Here is a 13550-nt window from a genome sequence, read left to right as displayed (position 1 = left end):
GCGCAAGCGATGGCCGGGTGGCAGAGTGGTCATGCAGCGGACTGCAAATCCGCGTACGCCGGTTCGATTCCGACCTCGGCCTCCATCGCATTCCAAGGCGCACACGCTTCAAGCGGGTGCGCCTTTTTTCTTTTGGCCCGGATGGCGAAATCGGTAGACGCAAGGGACTTAAAATCCCTCATCCGAAAGGGTATCTGGGTTCGAGTCCCAGTCCGGGCACCAAGTCTATCAACGGGTTACGAGAGCAATTCTCGCGGCACCTTTCATACCCGTAAAAATCACCGTAAAAATCACTGCTTCTCCGGCGTGTTTACGACCGGCACGTCGAAGTCGTAAACGTCCAGCATTTGCTGCGCCTTGTGGCCGCTGGCCTGCTGCTTTTCGCCACGCGTGCCCTTCGTATCCGTGATGCCTTTGCGCTTCAGGTCATGCGGACCGAATCGCTGTGCATCGACGATCACGCCTTCAGCGATCGCCATTTTCATCATGCGCTGGAACGCGCTGTCGAACGTGCTCTTCGCGAGTGGGCCGCCTGTCTGATTCACGAACACGCGCCGGTCTTTCGCGTGCAGCGGAACGGGCCGGCGGTGCCTCGCGAAGATCTCGTCGCGCCTGGCCTTCGCCGCATCCCAAGCGGCGCGCAACCGTGGCGTCCAGGCGACGATGTTGTCGCGCGAGCCCTTCACACGGTTAGTCATCAAGCCTTCGGGGAGCTCGGCGTCGTCGGCGAGCGTGAGCGCCTCGATCCCGCGCAGGCGGCAGAGGTACATGATCTCCACCATCTGCCAGAGATAGGGCGCAAGCGCGCCTTCGCGGTGCGCCGTGTACTCGCCGCGCGCCTTCGCGAACGTCACGATGCCGACCATCGCGCGATCGTCTGGAAGGCGGCGCTGCTGGCGCTCCTTCGCTTGCTCAAGCCCGGCGCACGGGTTCGTCTCACAGAAGCCCCGGTTCTTCGCCCACCGAAACATCCGCCGCAGGTAGCGGAGCAGGGCATTTGCCTTCGTCGGCGTGCCTTGGGCGGCAATCTTGTCGATCACCTTCTGCATTAGCGGCGCTGTCAGCCCGCGAACGGCGAGAGAACCGAGCGTGCCGGCGGCAGTGGGAAACGTGCTCGCTACTTTGCGGTACTTCTCGTAGCCGTCCTGCGTAGCTGGCGCGAGGTCCTTGAACTTCTCGCTGGCTGCGAATTGGGCCATGACGAAGTCGAGCGAGTTACGATCCACGCCGGCGAGCTGCTCCATGACGCGATGCAGGTCCGACATCAGCGCGGATGCGTCGGCCACTTTTCGGCGCGACGCCTTGGCGCCTGGCAGGATCGTGTACCAGACGCGGTCGCGCTTATCCCAGTAGCAGCCCTTCGGAAGCTTCGCCTGGTCGATGTGGTCCGGGATGGAGGCGTCCGGCCTCCGTGGGCGTCCTCGTGGCATTTACACGATATCCGGTGAGTAGGCGTGATCGTTAGAGGCCGAGGATACCCCCAAGGCCTTATTGACCGCTTCGATGGTCGTCCACGGGCCGTCGGCCCCGTCGAAAACTCGGATGCCCTGGGCGCTGGCCCACCGCTTCACCGCGGCCGGCTGGGTCAGCCCGGACTGCCGGCGAAGCTCCGCCGCGTCGATGATGTGGTGATTCATGCTCACGTGCGTCAGCCCTCCTTGCGGCCTTCGAGGATGGCGCGCACCATCGGCGCTGACATCAACAGGGGGAGCTCACGCATGACGGTGGTCTCGTATAAGGGGATAGACGTGGTTGCCGACGCCGAAGATGGCGTTGTCCAACTGGTGAAGGGCGGCGAGCTTGTCTTCGAGCAGGACTTCGCTTCGCACATTGAGGGCATGGACGCCGGCCAGGCGGAGAACTACCTGATCCGCGCTGGCGTCGTGCTGGCCGACGAGTACCTGGATGGGAGCCTTTCCGGCATGCAGGAACTGGAGCTGTGGGAGTAGCGCGACATCCAGCGATCGCGGTGGCACCATCGGCGCACTGAAAAGGATGGGGAGTTCACGCATGGAATGTCGCACCGTGGCGCTGATCGCGCTTTACGTGTTCGTGGCTTTCGTAATCTACGTCTGGCTTGCCATCCCGCCAGGCACCGGCTGGGACGGAAAAATCAAATGGGGAGACGTCGCAACGTGGGCCGGTGCTGCGGCGTCCACAGGCGCCGTGGTGGTAGCCCTGATGCTTGCTACGCGAGAAGGTCGTGCCAAGCGAAAAGATGCCGCTGACCTCGAGCGGGTCTTCGCTCCGGGGATCGCAGAGGAGCTTCTGCAGCTTCGATGGGTGTGCGGCCAAATTCTGGCGATTCACGCCGCTGGGCCAGATGACGAAAACCGCATCGCCTACCAGACCATGCTGGCCCACCTTGAAACCTGCCGTGCGCCAACGCTGGACCTCGTTGCGGCCAGGGACGTATACCGCGGCGATCGCGGACGTCTTCTGATGACCCTCTATGCGGCAATCCTCAGACTGCAAGCCGATATCCACCGATTCCCGCGTCTCGAAATGCTTGAAATAGTGCACTTCGCGAAGGGGCAGGTCGCAGCGGCCGCCCGCGACCTGTCTGACAAAGCGGATGCGGCTCTCGATTCTGTTTGGCCGATTGCCGCCGCGAGGACCGTGCCGGTGCCCGATCGACATGTGCCGCCAAGCGGGAGGCCGCCGCTCATCGTCGGCTAGCGTGTAATACGCATGCAGACTCATCCCGCACCCCCGTCCTGCGTGGCGTCGCGGAGAAGCCCCCGAATATCGGTGGACATTGCCTCGACCGCGCGGCTATAGCCGTCCTCCCATTGCTCGGAAGCGCCACGGGTCGGCACGGAAAGAGATTCCTCATGGCCACGGATCAATGCGGCGAGCTGCTCGGCGTCCACCGCGACCGCGCGTCCGGGCTGAATGCCTTTCACTGCAACACCCTCGGCCGGCTGGGCAGCTTCATGCGCGGGACGCTTCCAACCGAGGTCAGCGTCGTATGTCCACCCAAGGCCAAGGAGGGCCTCGACCGCCCGCTGGCGGCGAGGTGTTTCGCTCGCGCGATCGAAAGTGGCAGCTTCCTGCGCGGTGGGGGCCGCATAGAGCTTCGTGCCGACGGGGATTTCCGAAAGCGGGCAGAGGAAGGAAACGCAGTGCGTCGACGTGCCGTCGTCCTCCTTCCAGTCGAAGACTTCGGCCACAGCCTCGCGCGATGTGAGGTCGGTAGCCAGCTCGGCGCGTAGCGCGTCCGCGAGGTCCGTCACGTCCACGAGAAGGCAGTGCTCGCCGTCGTGCTCCGGCTCACTGCCCCGCAGGCGGTCGACGATGCGGCGAATAAGGGCATCATTCACCGCATCTGGTGCGGTGATTACGGAGTCGTGGGTCATGCCTTGTCTCCCGAGCTGGCGCGTCCCGACCGGCCATCGACGTGCTGAACACCGCGCGCCTTACGACGCTTCGACAGCGCCAAGCTCTTCCGAAGCTTCCGGGTCCGCAGGTATTCCTTGAAATCGCGATAGGTCTGGTCGTTCATCAGTAATCGCTCCCGCACAGCCAGCCGGGCTCGTCGCCGTGCTCGGCGAGGAACTTGCGAATGCTGGTCACGCCGCCCGTCCGCTGCTCGTTCTCATCGATCTCAGGCTGAGGAGCATCGAGATCCTCGTCGGTGAGCTCGACGGGGTAGCCATCCTCGGGCCGCTCGCCGGTCATTTCTTCATAGAGGTCGGCCGCCTGCTCAGCGCTGACTGCCGCGTACAGATCGCTGTCGTCGCACTGGAAGACCTTCAAAACGTTGTTCGTCTGGTCGCTCATGCCTTATCGGCCTCCTGGGCCTTCAGCTGCTCGATAGCGGCAGCGAGTTGTTCGTTGAGAGATACGGCGGGTTCGAGGGGTAGCGCATTGAAAGCGCTGCCGACGAAGATGTGGATGCGGTCGCCTTTGACCAGCACGGCCGGACGGAAGATTTCAGGGTTCATGCCGAAGGGATTTCGCGCACGTAGAACGCCACCGGCATATCCTCGGTGTCCCAGATGCCGCAGAAGACCCAGCCGTCGCCCTCCGGCACGCTCGGCGTCCAGTGGGACACGTCGGCGTCGCCCTGTTCGGCGTAGCGCTCGATCGCGGCGTCGTCGATGTCGTGCTCGAACCAGACGAAGTCGATCTCGAAGCCTGCCGCGGCGAACTTGGCGCGATCGAAGGCCTCTTCGTTGTCGTCGCAGTTCCAGCGGTCACCGAGCAGGTCGGGATGGCAGCAATGGCCGTATTCGTCACGGGGCGGCATGACGGACGGGTCGAACAGCTTGCCGGGTGTATCCATGGTTATTCCTTGATTCCGCTGGCGCGGCAGTAGGCGGCCCAGGCTTTCTGGACCTCGTCGAATTTGGCGGCGTCGCCGTCGTTGTCGGGGTGGTGAACGGAGCGCAGGTAGCGGTACCGGTCGCGCACCTCGGTTTCGGCCGCGTCGGCAGCGATGCTGAAGACCCGCGCCCAGTCCGCCGCCGGCGATTCCAGTGCGACGAAGCCAGTGAACGCGCGGTCGAGGATGGCGGCCCCGCCGTGGCGCTCGATGGCGCGCATGGCGTCGAGCGTGGCGGCGATGGCCGCCAGGTTGTCGGCAACGCGGTCGTACTGGTCGATTGCCATACAGCGGCGCGGCCATCCATCCTGTCGGCTGTCCCGCCAGTAGACGGCAGCCCCGGAGTCCCGCGGCTCGGCCTGATCGGACCGCGGCCACCCATCCAGGCGCAGCGTCAGGTTGGTCGACACGACCAGGTCGTAATCGGCAATACCCATCGTTGCGAGAGCGGCACGCACCCGGGTAACGGCCTCAGCGACGGTCAGCCGGCGCTTGCCGCTGTTCGTCCTGTTCGTGCCGAACGTGGCGGTGCGCTGGCTGGCGCTGCGCATCCATCCCTCGGGCCAGGTCAGGGGATATGCGGGGATGGTCATGCGGCAACCGCCTGGCTTTCAGCCTTCAGTTCGGTGATGAACGCCGGCCAGAGCTTTTCCCAGAAGCCGACGGCTTGCGGGTTCGCTACGCGGCACCGGAGCTCCCAAACGCACCAGTCGTTGAGGTTTTCGTATTCAGCCAGATCCCCGAAAAACCGGTCCTCGCTGCCGTTGCACTCGCTTTCGGCCGCGTCCACAGCGTTCCAGAGATCGCGCGCCTTCCAGCGCGACACATCGCCATCGCGCCGATGTTCGAGAATCAGCGTGCGCACGCTGGCCACGGCGGTATCGACGTCGAAAACCATGGCGTCGCGGCCCATCAGCTTTCCCATGAGATAGTCGAAATCGACGTCGGCGAGGAACTTCGCGGGCGTGCCGCCGATCGACCCGAACGTGTAGCCGAAGGTGCCGAACGTTGAGTTCACCGTGAGCTGCATCCAGGTGTTGTTGAACTGCCCTACGCCAGAGCGCACGAAGAACGTGCCGTGCTCGCCATCGGCGCTGATGGTGTAGATGCTCGCTGTGGTCTTCATTCGGTCACCTGTACTTCGTGGGCCTTGGCCGCGCCGTCATACGCGGCTTTGAGGCGGTCGATAAGGGATGGCGCCTCGGGACTTTCGTCGGCCAAGAGACGGGCGTGCGCTTCGCGATAGGCGGCGGTGCACTCGCGGAACGAGTCGTCCTGGGCGACGCCGAGGACTTCCCACCAGTTGTCGCGCTTGGGCGTCAGGGCGTGACGCGCGGTGTCAGGGCTCGGCGTGGCATGCACGGCCGGAGCGAAAGGCGGGAGGCTGATCGGGGCGGCCGTCACACCATGACGCGGCGCGCATACCGGATCCGGCCCCTTGAGCTCGGCCGCCAATCCAACCAGCCACCAGGCAGTGGACCCGCCGCGCCGATCGTCACGGATGACCTTGCCCGCGTCCTGGAGCGCGCGCATCTGCCGCCGGGCCTGCGGGACGGAGAGGTCGGCCTCGTCGGCGATATCGCGCAGCAGCGCGCCGCAGGTCTTCACAGCCGTGATGTCGCTGCCCAGCAAGGTCGAGAACCGCGCATATCGAGCCACGGAGCGCAGGCAAGCCCGCTTCAGGGCCTTCTCGAAGTCTTCGGGGGAAATGGTGGTGCTCATGCAGATTCCTTGAACAGGTCAGCCTGGGTAGCCGTGTGCGCGAAGTCGCTCTCGGCGGCGGCAATGCGTGCCGCCGCGATCGCCACGTAGGCTCGGTCCATCTCCATGCCGATGAAGCGGAAGCCTTCCAGCACGGCGCCGCGGCCCGTGCTACCTGAGCCCATGAACGGGTCGAGGACCACGCCGCCGGCGGGCGTGACCAGGCGACACAGGTAGCGCATCAGGTCCGTGGGCTTCACGGTCGGGTGGTGGTTGCCGTTGCGATTCGCCCAGTCGGCGTCCTCGCGGTCGCGCATGGTGGCGTTCTGCGCGACCGCGGGTTGCGTACCAGATTCGAGTCCCGCGTTCCGGTCCGCCCGATTCGCCTTTGCGCAGTAAAAGAAACGGGCGGCGCTGCCTGTATCCAGCCGGCGTGCACCCGGCTTCATGGCGAATCCGACCACACCCATATTCACGCTTTCGGCTGACGGTTCGTCTCCGCGCCCGTAGCGCATGGCGCCGTAGACCCTGCCTGTCTTGCCGTCGCCTTCCGTCTTTGCGTTGGCGAGTTGCCCAGGGGCATCCGGAAAGGCCGCCAGAACCTCGTCGCTTCCGTCGTGAATGACATTCGCAGGCCAGCGGCCAAGGTGAGACGGAGGCGACCGATCCGCCGTCTCGCCTCCCGTGCCTGGAGCGGCGGAAACCGTCTTGCGCGGGCCGCCCCATCCCGGGGTTCCGATCTCTGGGGCAATGCCGTCCGGCCACCCGACACGGCAACCATCGATATTCAGGCCGCCCGTGCCCCATTCGGCGTGGTTCTTAGCCACGGTGCCGATCAGCGGCTTGCGAGCCATCACGATCGGTTCGTGGGCCGGCTTGCATGCCGTGCCGCCCCATTCGCCGTTGTGGGACTTCGGGAACCCGCTGCCGAAGATCCACATGATCTGGTCGCGAACTTCGAAGCCGGCATCCTCGATGCCGCTGGCCATGCGGTGATACGTGCGCGGGCTGGCGAACGAGAGCAGCATGCCGCCGGGCTTGAGCACGCGGAAGGCTTCGGCGGCCCAGGCTTCGCTGAACCGCTGGAAGGCCTTCATAGCCTCGGGCGCGAGGTCGTACATTCCCGCTGCCGCTGCCGCTGCCGCTGCCGCTGCCGCTGCCTTGCCGTTGCGCGTGCGAGCCGCATCCGTGCTATCCGCACTGGCGTGGCGCTTCTCGATGTCCGCGCCGTCCCAGGCCTTGCCCATGAAGCGGATGCCATAGGGCGGGTCGGTGACCACGGAATCCACGCTGTTGTCAGGCAGCGAGCGCATCAGGTCGAGGCAGTCGCCGGTGAGGATCGTGGCTTTCATGCGGCGGCTGGCGCTCCTGCGTTGGTCGGAAGGTCTGGATTGGAGCCCCATGCGGGGCGAAGCTCGGGCCACGGGTTGCTGGACTCGATGCAGCGACGATGGGCGAAGCGGCCGCGCACCCGGTTGTCCCAGTGCTCTCGCTGCTGGGTGGCCTGGTTGTCGAACCAACCGGAGAACATGTCGGGCGTGCGCGGCATGGGTCAGGCGGCGATCATTCGATCGATGAGCTCAAGGGCTGACGCCTGGAGCTCGTCGGCTGTGGGCGCGAGCCGTTGACGTGCGGCGGCCCCTGCGGCGTCCCATGCGGCGTCCCATGCGGCGGCCCCTGCGGCGTCCCATGCGGCGTCCCATGCGGCGGCCCCTGCGGCGGCCCCTGCGGCGTCCCATGCGGCGTCCCATGCGGCGGCCCCTGCGGCGTCCCCTGCGGCGTCCCATGCGGCGGCCCGTGCGGCGTCCCCTGCGGCGGCCCCTGCGGCGTCCCATGCGGCGGCCCGTGCGGCGTCCCGTGCGGCGGCCCCTGCGGCGTCCCATGCGGCGGCCCCTGCGGCGGCCCCTGCGGCGTCCCATGCGGCGGCCCCTGCGGCGGCCCCTGCGGCGGCCCCTGCGGCGTCCCATGCGGCGGCCCGTGCGGCGTCCCATGCGGCGTCCCATGCGGCGTCCCCTGCGGCGACCCGTGCGGCGTCCCATGCGGCGTCCGCGTCCTTCCGTACAGCCTCGATGGCAGGACGAATGCCCGGGATCTGCGACATACCAGTGATTTCTGGTAGCCCTGCGAGGGCATCTGCCTGGGAGTTCAGACCGGAAAGACGAAGCCAGGCGGGGGTATGTATGCGAACAAGCCAATCGGCGGCCATCAGGGCGCGCCGCTCGGTGACGTCGTCCGATGCACGGGTGCCGATCAGCTTGCTGATGAGAGGTTTCAGCAGCGTATTGCGACGGTCGTCCGGGAGGGAGTCGTTCCAGGCGCGCATGAATGCGCCGATGACCGGGCAGGCGCAGGCTGGCGTGTCGCTCCATTCCTCACCAGCAACGTAGGACACAGCCTCCATCACGCACATGCCTTCATCCATGGAGTCGTGTCCACCACTGGCAAGTTCGGCGCTCGTTACCTCGGCGAGGCGCGCCTGGCTGATCTCGATCGACATACTTAAATCCCTTGCCGGCCGAGCCGGCGCTGTTGAATGGGTGCCCGGTCAGACCGCCGGGCTCGGGTGGTGCCGCTCAGCGCACGGGGGAGGGGAGGGGATGCGCTGGAGCGACAAGGGCGATGAGAAGGGCGAGCAGGGCGGGGAGCACGGCGAGAGCCACGGCGGCTTTCTCGTCCACGGGTGCGCTCATCCACCAGGCGATAGCGCGGTGCATGCGCCGTTCGAGGCGGCTCACGGGTTGATCTCGCACGGCTTGTCGGTCACCTCGACGACGGGCGCGCCGTTGTAGTCGGGACCCGTCACGCGCGCCTTGTGGCCCTTCGAGCAGGTGACGCTGTCGGCCGGGCCGGTGATGGTCGAGCGCTTCAGGTCGGGGCGCGCGTGGAAGTTGGCGCACGCGGCGATGCACAGCACGGCGAGCGCGGTGGGGAGGACGTACGCAGCGCGGATCACTGGATCACCCCCGATGCGCGGCCGTAGACCAGGGCGAAAGCCACGGCGATGCCGATGATCAGCACCCATCCGTTGTTCGCGAACCAGTCGCAGAACGCATTGACCTTGGCCATGAAGCGCGCGATGCGGCGCTGCTTCGGCAGGGCCTGACGCGTGCGGACCGGCGGGCGCTGCGGCCGTCGGAACTCGGCCTCTCCGGCGCGCATGTCGTGCCGCTTCGTCGCCTGGATGATGTTGTAGGCCGTCAGGGCCTGACGCTGATGGGAGGTCTGGTTCATGCCGCCGCCTTGTCGGCTTCGCGAGCCATCTGCTGGTAGTGGACGAGAACCGACGGGATGCCCTTGGCGGCGCAGATGGCGCGGGTCAGGTCATGCCCGACGACGGCCACGCCGACATCCAGCGGCGCGGTGCGCACCAGGTGAACGAACTTCTCGGCGAGGTGCACGGCGGTGGCGGCGCGCTCGGCGCGTGACTTCGCCTCGAGCAGGCGCGCGATCAGGTCGTCAGGGTCTGACAGCTTGCCGTGGCGGACGTCGGCGATGACTTCGGCCAGTGGCTGGGTGATGTGGTTCGAGTTGGCGGTGGTGACCATGGTCCTCTCCCTGCCGGTGCGTCCCGGCTTGGGAAGAAGTAAACCATGGTTGTCTACAAAGAGTCAACCAGAGTTGTCTATATATTTTTCCTAGGCGTGAAAAAGCCCGCCGTAGCGGGCTCTCATTCGGGCGATGGCGTCTGACCCTTACAGGGTGGTCGGGCTGAGCTCGATGCCTGAGCCCTGGTTGACCGTGATGCGGAAGCGCTTCGCGTCTCCCGCCTTCAGCACCGTGGACTGCTCGCGCCGATCCACGCCCTCGCGGTAGCCGCAAAGGCCTGAACCAGTGTTCCAGGCACCGATGATGTGCTCGCCTGCGGGGAGGTGCAGCGTGGTGGCCTCACCGGTGGCCAGCTTGGCCGCGACCTTTCCATCGACGAAAACGGCGAAGTAGCACGCGCTCATCAGGGAGCCCACATCACGGGTCACGGTGACCGTGGCGTCGCCATCAGCTGGCGCCTGGTAAGCGAGATTGCGATCGGGCGGAGGCTGCCTAAGCTGGTCCGGCCGCGGTGGCTTAGTTGTACACGCCGAAAGCGCGACCATGGCCGTGAAGGCGGCCGGCCATAACTTACGCATGTCGATATCCCCTGTGGTCAGAAGCCAGCGTTCGTTGCCGATTTTAGCTCTTCCCTGCAGCTGTCGAAATTGTTGAATTCGTAGCTAAGGTTCAGGCGCGCGACGTACGGAGAGTCTGCTTCGGCCTTAAGGCCGATGGTGTCGATGTCGTTAGGAAGGCCCGACTTTCCCGGTCCCTTGCCACCCCATACCGAGCTCAGAACGCGCTCTTGCTTAGCCAGGCCCATCATCCATTCCTGGGGCTCTTTCCAGATCGATCCAGGTAGAAGATCGTCCAGTGTCGAGCTTGCAGCCCCGTACTTTTTGGTGATGGCCTCGGAGACCTTTTCGAAGCCTTCCCGCACAGCAAATCCCTGCGAATCTCCCTTGATCTCTTCCCCTAGCGCGACGACTTTGCAGAGGCCGGATTTAGGGGAGACGATGAGAAAATACCGCTCGAAACCGGGCAGCGGCGACGGAACCGAAGTCGTCACGTAAACCATCGGTGCTTTGGGGACAGGAGTTGCATGAACCGCCTGGTTCAGTTCCTCAAGTGACATACCCATCCCAAGGCCACCCGGGCCGGAGCGAGCCTGCACCGCCGGTGCAGCATGTGCTGGCGCGGCCGGAACCGGATGAGACTCTGCCGGTGCGGCCTGAGTGGAGGCCGTTGGCGCATTCGCAGCCGTGCTACTTGATCCCTTATCGCTACATCCCGCGAAGGCAGCCGAAATGGCCGCGCCTAGAGCGATCAGTGTTCTCTTGTTCATCCATTTCCCCTGTGGCAATTCCCTGCGAAGTATATGAAAAAGCCCGCCGAAGCGGGCTTTGATCATTTGCCCCGGACTGCGTCCACAGCGTTGGCGGCGTCCGTATGTCCGGACATTCGAAGCAACAAGGCAATCAGGGCCGCGGCAACTCCCAAAAGGGCCAACAGGCCGCCACCTGCCCACAGCGACAACTGCAGTTTTGTGGGGAACCGATCCAGCTTCGCAGCCATTGCGGCGAGAGTCGCGTCGATCGATCCGAGCCTATCGCTGATCGCCCGAACGTCCGTTCGGACCTCATCGAGATCCCGCCGGATGTATCGGCACTCGGTTTCGAGGGCAGCGACGCGTGCTTCCATACCTCCATCATGGGGCGGGCCGCCGTAATCTTCAACCTTTCCTCGGCTACCGGACCACATGTCCGGGAAATTAAGTTGTTTCCATTCAGCCATTTGCCCCCTCCACTCCCTGTTGATCAGCCTTCCGGGCACGCCAGGCGTCGAAGACCTGCCGGCTGATCATCCAAACATTGCCGCACTTGTTGCAGGACAAGACGATCAACGGGAAGAACAGGTCGACATTCGCGCGCTGGTCAGTCGAGGCAGAGGGCAGGGCCCCCACGGGTGCATCGGGGGAGCTCATGATGCTCCAGCTGGTGTTGCCACACAGATTGCACCCCTCGGCTCTGACCCCATTCGCCATGTGGAATTCGAAGAGTTCCGCAGGGTCAATCGGGTCATACTGCGTGAAGCGGTCGTCGGACATTGTCAATCTTCCCAACTGCCGATCCACCGCACGCGGCCATGGATCTCGAAGTGCCTGGTTTCGTCGACCGCGACCGGCTTCCGCCACTTCGGGTCGTCCTTGTTGTCGCTCGAGATGAACCACCGTCCGCCCAGCTCCGTGAGCCGCTTGGCCATGAGGTGCCCCTCGTAGCTGATCACGTAGATCTTGTCGTCACGGGGCTCGATATCTGAAGTGTCGAACAGGATGGCGTCGCCGTTTTTGATGGTGGGCATCATGGAGTCGCCCTTGCCGTAGAGCACGGCGAGCTTGTCGGCCCGGAGCTTCTTGCGGCGCAGGCTCTCGGCCCGGAACTTCAGCTTGTGGGTCTCGGCATAGTCGTCGACCACGGCGCCTTCGCCCAGGGCGGCGGCCTGGCGCACGCCGACGATGTCGGCCCAGCCTTCCTCAGCCTGATCGTCCACGTGCTTCGGCAGCTTCCCCTCGGTGAGCCAACGCACATTGACGCCCAGCAGCCGCGCGATCGGCTCCATGGTGGACATGGCCGGCTCGAGCGTTCCCCCGTTCTCGATCTTCGAGATGGCCTGCTTCGAGACCCCGGCCACCTGGGCAAGGTCTTCCTGCTTCGCCTTTTTGTCCCTGCGGGCTTCCCGCAGTCGTTCAGCCAGTGTGCCCATGTCAACCATTGTTGACGAAAGTGGGTAACCTGTAGTTGACCTCATGTAGACAACTGTGGTTGACTAGCGCCATGAACGAGACCACGCGAGTCACTAAGGACCGAGCCCTGGCGCTTTTCGATGGCAATCAGGCGGCTCTTGGCCGTGCGCTCGGGGTGAGCCGCCAGGCCATTAACAAGCTGCCGTCCGGCGAATTGCCCGAGTGGATGGACCTGAAGCTCCGCTTTGTCATCAAGCCGGATGCCTTCGGCGAGGGGAAGTCGCAGCGACACCGAAGCCCGGCCGCCTCGGCAGGGGCGACGGCCGAAGCAACTCCGACTGTTCTGACCGGGAAGGTCGCCTGACATGGCGACCGACCTGCTGGTGCTGGTGATGTTCGCCGCGGTGACGTTCTGGCCATTGCGCAAGCGGGCAGGGCGCTGATGCGCCACCCGAAGTAAGTCCCCTGATTCCCTACTCGTCGTGATCTCCATGGCGAGAACGATATCCAACCGGGCCACCCGGCTCACCATTTGAGATTCCCGTTCATGAATGTCCTCGACGCTGCCCAAGCAACCGTGAAGGCCTATCCCGGCGGCGCCGAATCGCTGGCGCCTCGCCTAGACATGTCCGGTGCGCTGCTCCGCGGCAAGGTGAACCCGCAGTACGACCGAAACCACCTGACGCTGGCCGAAGCCGACCTGCTGATGACGGTCACGGGCGACCACCGCATTCTCCACGCGCTCGCCGCGCAGCACGGCTACGTCCTGCAGCGTCATGACGAACTGGAGCGTGAGCGCGAGGAAGCGCAGCAGCGCGTCGACGAGCTAGTGCTCGACCTGATGCGAGCCACGGGCTCGTTCGCCGGAACGATTGCCGACGCTCGCGAGGATGGCGTCATCACGCCGCGCGAGGCGAAGGACACGGCGCAGGCCGGCATGGGCGTCCAGAAGATCGTGGTGGACCTCGTTGCCGCGCTGCAGGCCCAGGTGAGGCTCGACGCGCGATGATCATTGTCTGCGATTCGGTCGAACAGATCTGCGTCCATCCCGCGCGGTTCGATGGCGATTCTCCGCCGGGAAGGGTGTGGATCGTCCAACACCAAGCATCCGCCGGTGATGACCAAAGGATTCAAGTCCCTTTGTCGGTCCTTCCGTCCCTGATTGCGGCTCTGCAAAAGGCGCTTGAGGAAGGCCGCAAGGACGCGCCCGAAGGCGGCTGGCCGCTTGCCATGCCAGGGGAAGTTAGCTGA

The 13550-nt window shown here is 65.0% G+C and carries 25 protein-coding genes and 2 tRNA genes; 6 read left to right on the top strand and 21 right to left on the bottom strand.

The genetic code is table 11. From position 1 onward, the window contains the following. Positions 1 to 11: 11 nt before the first annotated feature. Together ACZ6YI_RS05705 and ACZ6YI_RS05700 are read left to right on the top strand one after the other, a co-directional pair. Positions 12 to 85 (top strand) — tRNA-Cys (locus tag ACZ6YI_RS05705). A 50-nt stretch (positions 86 to 135) separates the two neighbouring features. Beyond that, positions 136 to 222: transfer RNA gene (locus ACZ6YI_RS05700), tRNA-Leu, on the top strand. A 68-nt stretch (positions 223 to 290) separates the two neighbouring features. Here the strand turns inward: ACZ6YI_RS05700 and ACZ6YI_RS05695 are convergent. Both ACZ6YI_RS05695 and ACZ6YI_RS05690 read right to left on the bottom strand, forming a co-directional pair. Then, positions 291 to 1430: a site-specific integrase gene (locus ACZ6YI_RS05695; RefSeq protein WP_465777806.1), complete on the bottom strand. Its 1140-nt coding sequence runs from the start codon at positions 1428 to 1430 to the stop codon at positions 291 to 293. Next, entirely contained in the window at positions 1431 to 1643 is a 213-nt protein-coding gene (locus ACZ6YI_RS05690; protein ID WP_465777805.1) for a hypothetical protein, read from the bottom strand. Positions 1644 to 1718: 75 nt separating this feature from the next. Between ACZ6YI_RS05690 and ACZ6YI_RS05685 the strand changes: the two genes are divergently transcribed. Next, a complete protein-coding gene (locus ACZ6YI_RS05685) occupies positions 1719 to 1949 on the top strand; it encodes a hypothetical protein (protein WP_465777804.1) in 231 nt (76 codons plus the stop codon). A 61-nt stretch (positions 1950 to 2010) separates the two neighbouring features. Beyond that, positions 2011 to 2679: a hypothetical protein gene (locus tag ACZ6YI_RS05680; protein WP_465777803.1), complete on the top strand. Its 669-nt coding sequence runs from the start codon at positions 2011 to 2013 to the stop codon at positions 2677 to 2679. A gap of 20 nt (positions 2680 to 2699) precedes the next feature. Here ACZ6YI_RS05680 and ACZ6YI_RS05675 read toward each other — a convergent pair whose 3' ends face one another. The 19 genes from ACZ6YI_RS05675 to ACZ6YI_RS05585 all read right to left on the bottom strand — a co-directional run bounded on the left by ACZ6YI_RS05675 (position 2700) and on the right by ACZ6YI_RS05585 (position 12319). Further along, a complete protein-coding gene (locus ACZ6YI_RS05675; RefSeq protein WP_465777802.1) occupies positions 2700 to 3359 on the bottom strand; it encodes a hypothetical protein in 660 nt (219 codons plus the stop codon). Beyond that, positions 3356 to 3505, bottom strand: a complete 150-nt coding sequence (locus ACZ6YI_RS05670) for a hypothetical protein (RefSeq protein ID WP_465777801.1) — start codon at positions 3503 to 3505, stop codon at positions 3356 to 3358. Before ACZ6YI_RS05670 ends, ACZ6YI_RS05675 begins: the two co-directional genes overlap by 4 nt. Beyond that, positions 3505 to 3783 carry a hypothetical protein gene (locus ACZ6YI_RS05665; RefSeq protein WP_465777800.1) on the bottom strand — a complete coding sequence of 93 codons (279 nt, stop codon included), beginning with the start codon at positions 3781 to 3783 and terminating at the stop codon, positions 3505 to 3507. The genes ACZ6YI_RS05670 and ACZ6YI_RS05665 overlap by 1 nt, the downstream gene beginning before the upstream one ends. Then, complete coding sequence (locus ACZ6YI_RS05660) at positions 3780 to 3947, bottom strand: hypothetical protein (protein WP_465777799.1); 168 nt, start codon at positions 3945 to 3947, stop codon at positions 3780 to 3782. Before ACZ6YI_RS05660 ends, ACZ6YI_RS05665 begins: the two co-directional genes overlap by 4 nt. Continuing rightward, positions 3944 to 4288, bottom strand: a complete 345-nt coding sequence (locus ACZ6YI_RS05655; RefSeq protein WP_465777798.1) for a hypothetical protein — start codon at positions 4286 to 4288, stop codon at positions 3944 to 3946. The genes ACZ6YI_RS05660 and ACZ6YI_RS05655 overlap by 4 nt, the downstream gene beginning before the upstream one ends. Before the next feature lie 2 nt (positions 4289 to 4290). Further along, the gene (locus ACZ6YI_RS05650) at positions 4291 to 4920 is read right to left on the bottom strand and encodes a J domain-containing protein (RefSeq protein WP_465777797.1); all 630 of its coding nucleotides are present in this window, start codon (positions 4918 to 4920) and stop codon (positions 4291 to 4293) included. Further along, entirely contained in the window at positions 4917 to 5453 is a 537-nt protein-coding gene (locus ACZ6YI_RS05645) for a phiTE_072 family protein (protein ID WP_465777796.1), read from the bottom strand. Before ACZ6YI_RS05645 ends, ACZ6YI_RS05650 begins: the two co-directional genes overlap by 4 nt. Further along, positions 5450 to 6049 (bottom strand): FaeA/PapI family transcriptional regulator, encoded by a 600-nt coding sequence (locus ACZ6YI_RS05640; RefSeq protein WP_465777795.1) that lies wholly within the window; start codon positions 6047 to 6049, stop codon positions 5450 to 5452. The genes ACZ6YI_RS05645 and ACZ6YI_RS05640 overlap by 4 nt, the downstream gene beginning before the upstream one ends. After that, positions 6046 to 7380 carry a DNA-methyltransferase gene (locus ACZ6YI_RS05635; protein ID WP_465777794.1) on the bottom strand — a complete coding sequence of 445 codons (1335 nt, stop codon included), beginning with the start codon at positions 7378 to 7380 and terminating at the stop codon, positions 6046 to 6048. Before ACZ6YI_RS05635 ends, ACZ6YI_RS05640 begins: the two co-directional genes overlap by 4 nt. A gap of 200 nt (positions 7381 to 7580) precedes the next feature. Then, positions 7581 to 8525: a hypothetical protein gene (locus ACZ6YI_RS05630; RefSeq protein WP_465777793.1), complete on the bottom strand. Its 945-nt coding sequence runs from the start codon at positions 8523 to 8525 to the stop codon at positions 7581 to 7583. Positions 8526 to 8601: 76 nt separating this feature from the next. Beyond that, positions 8602 to 8763, bottom strand: coding sequence for a hypothetical protein (locus ACZ6YI_RS05625; protein WP_465777792.1), 162 nt, complete (start codon positions 8761 to 8763; stop codon positions 8602 to 8604). Beyond that, positions 8760 to 8981, bottom strand: a complete 222-nt coding sequence (locus tag ACZ6YI_RS05620) for a hypothetical protein (RefSeq protein ID WP_465777791.1) — start codon at positions 8979 to 8981, stop codon at positions 8760 to 8762. The genes ACZ6YI_RS05625 and ACZ6YI_RS05620 overlap by 4 nt, the downstream gene beginning before the upstream one ends. Further along, the gene (locus tag ACZ6YI_RS05615) at positions 8978 to 9259 is read right to left on the bottom strand and encodes a hypothetical protein (protein WP_465777790.1); all 282 of its coding nucleotides are present in this window, start codon (positions 9257 to 9259) and stop codon (positions 8978 to 8980) included. The genes ACZ6YI_RS05620 and ACZ6YI_RS05615 overlap by 4 nt, the downstream gene beginning before the upstream one ends. After that, complete coding sequence (locus ACZ6YI_RS05610; protein ID WP_465777789.1) at positions 9256 to 9573, bottom strand: hypothetical protein; 318 nt, start codon at positions 9571 to 9573, stop codon at positions 9256 to 9258. Before ACZ6YI_RS05610 ends, ACZ6YI_RS05615 begins: the two co-directional genes overlap by 4 nt. Before the next feature lie 147 nt (positions 9574 to 9720). Beyond that, positions 9721 to 10152, bottom strand: coding sequence for a hypothetical protein (locus ACZ6YI_RS05605; RefSeq protein WP_465777788.1), 432 nt, complete (start codon positions 10150 to 10152; stop codon positions 9721 to 9723). Between the two features lie 17 nt (positions 10153 to 10169). Then, the gene (locus ACZ6YI_RS05600; RefSeq protein WP_465777787.1) at positions 10170 to 10967 is read right to left on the bottom strand and encodes a hypothetical protein; all 798 of its coding nucleotides are present in this window, start codon (positions 10965 to 10967) and stop codon (positions 10170 to 10172) included. Beyond that, positions 10964 to 11350 carry a hypothetical protein gene (locus ACZ6YI_RS05595; protein WP_465777786.1) on the bottom strand — a complete coding sequence of 129 codons (387 nt, stop codon included), beginning with the start codon at positions 11348 to 11350 and terminating at the stop codon, positions 10964 to 10966. Before ACZ6YI_RS05595 ends, ACZ6YI_RS05600 begins: the two co-directional genes overlap by 4 nt. Next, a complete protein-coding gene (locus ACZ6YI_RS05590; protein WP_465777785.1) occupies positions 11343 to 11663 on the bottom strand; it encodes a hypothetical protein in 321 nt (106 codons plus the stop codon). Before ACZ6YI_RS05590 ends, ACZ6YI_RS05595 begins: the two co-directional genes overlap by 8 nt. 2 nt (positions 11664 to 11665) lie before the next feature. Then, on the bottom strand, positions 11666 to 12319 hold the full coding sequence (locus ACZ6YI_RS05585) for an XRE family transcriptional regulator (protein ID WP_465777784.1): 654 nt from the start codon (positions 12317 to 12319) through the stop codon (positions 11666 to 11668). Between the two features lie 71 nt (positions 12320 to 12390). Here ACZ6YI_RS05585 and ACZ6YI_RS05580 point away from each other — a divergent pair, with 71 nt between their 5' ends. Next, positions 12391 to 12663: a hypothetical protein gene (locus ACZ6YI_RS05580; RefSeq protein ID WP_465777783.1), complete on the top strand. Its 273-nt coding sequence runs from the start codon at positions 12391 to 12393 to the stop codon at positions 12661 to 12663. Positions 12664 to 12846: 183 nt separating this feature from the next. Beyond that, positions 12847 to 13308 carry a phage regulatory CII family protein gene (locus ACZ6YI_RS05575; RefSeq protein ID WP_465777782.1) on the top strand — a complete coding sequence of 154 codons (462 nt, stop codon included), beginning with the start codon at positions 12847 to 12849 and terminating at the stop codon, positions 13306 to 13308. Positions 13309 to 13550 lie beyond the last annotated feature (242 nt).

It is taken from the genome of Luteibacter sp. NPDC104163, from assembly GCF_055584245.1.
The sequence above is the reverse complement of the archived record's forward strand: the minus strand, read 5'-3'. Positions and strand labels throughout refer to the sequence as shown.

Excerpts from the sequence above, each read along its gene's own strand:
- ACZ6YI_RS05695 (WP_465777806.1), bottom strand. The coding sequence starts at position 1,430 with ATGCCACGAGGACGCCCACGGAGGCCGGACGCCTCCATCCCGGACCAC.
- ACZ6YI_RS05685 (WP_465777804.1), top strand. The coding sequence starts at position 1,719 with ATGACGGTGGTCTCGTATAAGGGGATAGACGTGGTTGCCGACGCCGAA.
- ACZ6YI_RS05680 (WP_465777803.1), top strand. The coding sequence starts at position 2,011 with ATGGAATGTCGCACCGTGGCGCTGATCGCGCTTTACGTGTTCGTGGCT.
- ACZ6YI_RS05675 (WP_465777802.1), bottom strand. The coding sequence starts at position 3,359 with ATGACCCACGACTCCGTAATCACCGCACCAGATGCGGTGAATGATGCC.
- ACZ6YI_RS05670 (WP_465777801.1), bottom strand. The coding sequence starts at position 3,505 with ATGAACGACCAGACCTATCGCGATTTCAAGGAATACCTGCGGACCCGG.
- ACZ6YI_RS05665 (WP_465777800.1), bottom strand. The coding sequence starts at position 3,783 with ATGAGCGACCAGACGAACAACGTTTTGAAGGTCTTCCAGTGCGACGAC.
- ACZ6YI_RS05660 (WP_465777799.1), bottom strand. The coding sequence starts at position 3,947 with ATGAACCCTGAAATCTTCCGTCCGGCCGTGCTGGTCAAAGGCGACCGC.
- ACZ6YI_RS05655 (WP_465777798.1), bottom strand. The coding sequence starts at position 4,288 with ATGGATACACCCGGCAAGCTGTTCGACCCGTCCGTCATGCCGCCCCGT.
- ACZ6YI_RS05650 (WP_465777797.1), bottom strand. The coding sequence starts at position 4,920 with ATGACCATCCCCGCATATCCCCTGACCTGGCCCGAGGGATGGATGCGC.
- ACZ6YI_RS05645 (WP_465777796.1), bottom strand. The coding sequence starts at position 5,453 with ATGAAGACCACAGCGAGCATCTACACCATCAGCGCCGATGGCGAGCAC.
- ACZ6YI_RS05640 (WP_465777795.1), bottom strand. The coding sequence starts at position 6,049 with ATGAGCACCACCATTTCCCCCGAAGACTTCGAGAAGGCCCTGAAGCGG.
- ACZ6YI_RS05635 (WP_465777794.1), bottom strand. The coding sequence starts at position 7,380 with ATGAAAGCCACGATCCTCACCGGCGACTGCCTCGACCTGATGCGCTCG.
- ACZ6YI_RS05630 (WP_465777793.1), bottom strand. The coding sequence starts at position 8,525 with ATGTCGATCGAGATCAGCCAGGCGCGCCTCGCCGAGGTAACGAGCGCC.
- ACZ6YI_RS05615 (WP_465777790.1), bottom strand. The coding sequence starts at position 9,259 with ATGAACCAGACCTCCCATCAGCGTCAGGCCCTGACGGCCTACAACATC.
- ACZ6YI_RS05610 (WP_465777789.1), bottom strand. The coding sequence starts at position 9,573 with ATGGTCACCACCGCCAACTCGAACCACATCACCCAGCCACTGGCCGAA.
- ACZ6YI_RS05605 (WP_465777788.1), bottom strand. The coding sequence starts at position 10,152 with ATGCGTAAGTTATGGCCGGCCGCCTTCACGGCCATGGTCGCGCTTTCG.
- ACZ6YI_RS05600 (WP_465777787.1), bottom strand. The coding sequence starts at position 10,967 with ATGATCAAAGCCCGCTTCGGCGGGCTTTTTCATATACTTCGCAGGGAA.
- ACZ6YI_RS05595 (WP_465777786.1), bottom strand. The coding sequence starts at position 11,350 with ATGGCTGAATGGAAACAACTTAATTTCCCGGACATGTGGTCCGGTAGC.
- ACZ6YI_RS05590 (WP_465777785.1), bottom strand. The coding sequence starts at position 11,663 with ATGTCCGACGACCGCTTCACGCAGTATGACCCGATTGACCCTGCGGAA.
- ACZ6YI_RS05585 (WP_465777784.1), bottom strand. The coding sequence starts at position 12,319 with ATGGGCACACTGGCTGAACGACTGCGGGAAGCCCGCAGGGACAAAAAG.
- ACZ6YI_RS05580 (WP_465777783.1), top strand. The coding sequence starts at position 12,391 with ATGAACGAGACCACGCGAGTCACTAAGGACCGAGCCCTGGCGCTTTTC.
- ACZ6YI_RS05575 (WP_465777782.1), top strand. The coding sequence starts at position 12,847 with ATGAATGTCCTCGACGCTGCCCAAGCAACCGTGAAGGCCTATCCCGGC.